The following is a 3177-nucleotide window of genomic DNA, read 5'->3' as shown; positions in this document are numbered from 1 at the left end:
AAAATTCGGCGTCTACCTACTCTCCCACCAGTGACGGCAGTACCATCGGCGTGAAAGGGCTTAACTTCTCTGTTCGGGATGGGAAGAGGTGGATCCCCTTTGCCATAGACACCTTTTAATTCCTTCTAATTCCTTTTAGACCTTTCTATAACATTGACATCGGCATACAAATGAAAATATAATCCATCATCCAGAAGCTGTCGGGCTATTAGTATCGCTCGGCTGTGCCGTCACCGACTATACACCTGCGACCTATCAACGTCATCATCTATGACGACCCTATATGTATATCTCATCTCGAAGATGGCTTCGCGCTTAGATGCTTTCAGCGCTTATCCAAACCATACGTGGCTACTCAGCAGTGCAACTGGCGTCACAACTGATACACCAGAGGTATGTCCAACACGGTCCTCTCGTACTAGTGTCAGGATCTCCTCAAATATACTACGCCCACAACAGATAGGGACCGAACTGTCTCACGACGTTCTGAACCCAGCTCGCGTGCCACTTTAATCGGCGAACAGCCGAACCCTTGGGACCTTCTCCAGCCCCAGGATGTGACGAGCCGACATCGAGGTGCCAAACCGCTCCGTCGATATGAGCTCTTGGGAGCGATCAGCCTGTTATCCCCGGAGTACCTTTTATCCTTTGAGCGATGGCCCTTCCATGCGGAACCACCGGATCACTATGCTCTAGTTTCCTACCTGATCGACTTGTCGGTCTCACAGTCAAGCACCCTTATGCCATTGCACTCTAAAGACGATTACCAAACGTCTTGAGGGTACCTTGAGAAGCCTCCGTTACGCTTTTGGAGGCGACCACCCCAGTCAAACTACCCACCATGCAGTGTCTCCCTTCAAAGGGATTAGACCTCAGATAAGTAAAGGGTCGTATTTCAACGACGGCTCTACGAATCCTGACGAATCCGTTTCAGTGCCTCCGACCTATCCTACACATCACTTACCCAAAATCAATGCAAAGCTGCAGTAAAGGTTCACGGGGTCTTTCCGTCCCGTTGCGGGTATCCGGCATCTTCACCGGAACTACAATTTCACCGAGAGCATGGCTGAGACAGTACCCAGATCGTTACACCATTCGTGCAGGTCGGAACTTACCCGACAAGGAATTTCGCTACCTTAGGACCGTTATAGTTACGGCCGCCGTTTACCGGGGCTTCAATTCGGATCTTCGAACAAGTCTAAACCTTCCTCTTAACCTTCCGGCACCGGGCAGGTGTCAGGCCATATACATCATCTTACGATTTAGCATAGCCATGTGTTTTTGGTAAACAGTCGCCTGGGCCATTTATCTGCGGCTCGATTCAACATCGAGCGTCCTTTTTCCCGAAGTTACAGGACTATTTTGCCTAGTTCCTTAGCCATGAATATCTCGAGCGCCTGAGTATTTTCTACGCGGTCACGTGTGTCCGTTTACAGTACGGGTCATGTATACCTGAAGCTTAGCAGATTTTCTTGGAAGTCTGATTACCCGCATTATCCGCGCTGCCGAAGCATTGCGGTACTATCTACCGTCCCTTCCGCCGGCGTACTTTACTACCGGCATCGATCAGTTGGGTATTCAACCCACCATTCCGTCGGTGGGCAGCGGTGTCACTACTTCGTCCCTGCATCGCAGCATACATGAGTACGGGAATATTAACCCGTTGGCCATCGCCTACGCCTGTCGGCTGCGGCTTAGGACCCGACTTACCCCCGGGTGATTGACATTGCCGGGGAATCCTTGACCTTTCGGCGAGCGGGGTTCGCACCCGCTTTATCGTTACTTATGCCTACATTTGCTTTTCCGTTCGCTCCACCGAACCTCGCGATTCGGATTCAACGCTGAACGGAATGCTCTCCTACCATCCACATTTACATGTGAATCCATAGCTTCGGCTGTATGCTTATGCCCGCGTATTATCCATGCGGAACTACTCGACTAGTGAGCTGTTACGCACTCTTTAAATGAATGGCTGCTTCCAAGCCAACATCCTAGCTGTCTCGGCGGTTCCACCGCGTTCCTATGTCAACTTAGCATACAATTCGGGGCCTTAGCTGATGGGCTGAGTTCTCCCTCTTTCGTCCGCGGACCTTAGCACCCGCGGGCTCACTCCCTGTCTTCATGTCTTAGCATTCGGAGTTTATCCGGATTTGATAGGCGGTGAAGCCCTCGCATCCAATCAGTAGCTCTACCTATAAGACAAAACAACAGAGGCTGCACCTAAATGCATTTCGGAGAGTACGAGCTATTTCCCAGTTTGATTGGCCTTTCACCCCTACCCACAAGTCATCCGGAAGCTTTTCAACGCTTATCGGTGCGGTCCTCCAGTTTGTGTTACCAAACCTTCAACCTGCTCATGGGTAGATCACTAAGGTTTCGCGTCTAGCACTACCAACTCAACGCCCTATTAAGACTCGCTTTCGCTTCGGCTTACGTGCATTCATGCACTTAACCTCGCTGGTAATGACTAACTCGTAGGCTCATTATGCAAAAGGCACGCCGTCACCCCAAAAAGGGCTCCGACTGCTTGTAAGCGCACGGTTTCAGGGACTATTTCACTCCGTTGTTCACGGTGCTTTTCACCTTTCCTTCACAGTACTCGTTCACTATCGGTCTCTCACTAGTATTTAGCCTTGCCGGATGGTCCCGGCGGATTCAGACAGGATTTCTCGTGTCCCGCCTTACTCAGGGTTTCACTATGATTCATAAACTTACATGTACGGGACTATCACCCCCTATGGCCGGATTTTCCAATCCGTTCCACTTCGTTTACTTCATCAAGATCGTGGCCCTACTACCCCCATGATGCCGAAACAGTATGGGTTTGGGCTGTTCCCCGGTCGCTCGCCGCTACTGGGGGAATCACTGTTGTTTTCTTCTCCTCGAGGTAATGAGATGTTTCAGTTCCCTCGGTTTGCCTACCTTACGGTATGGTATATCTTCAATATACCGGGTTGTCCCATTCGGATATCTGCGGATCAAGGGTCATTTGCACCTACCCGCAGCTTTTCGCAGCTTATCACGTCCTTCATCGCCTGTGAGAGCCTAGGCATCCACCGTACGCTCTTGTTTGCTTCTCGATTTCATTTTTTACTTATATCCACTGGGTCATTCCAATAAATACAAGTTTTGAATTATATCTCCATTTATATATACCAATATGTCAAAGAACTTTTC

At 49.9% G+C, this 3177-nt stretch carries 2 rRNA genes; both read right to left on the bottom strand.

The annotated features are described in order from the left end of the window. Positions 1–3: 3 nt before the first annotated feature. A 5S ribosomal RNA gene (gene rrf, locus NFR61_RS11045) occupies positions 4–116 on the bottom strand. Positions 117–188: 72 nt separating this feature from the next. Further along, positions 189–3080, bottom strand: a 23S ribosomal RNA gene (locus NFR61_RS11040). Positions 3081–3177: the final 97 nt, after the last annotated feature.

This window comes from Odoribacter lunatus (assembly GCF_943193135.1).
Lineage (GTDB): Bacteria > Bacteroidota > Bacteroidia > Bacteroidales > Marinifilaceae > Culturomica > Culturomica lunata.
This window is presented reverse-complemented; position numbering and strand designations above follow the sequence as displayed.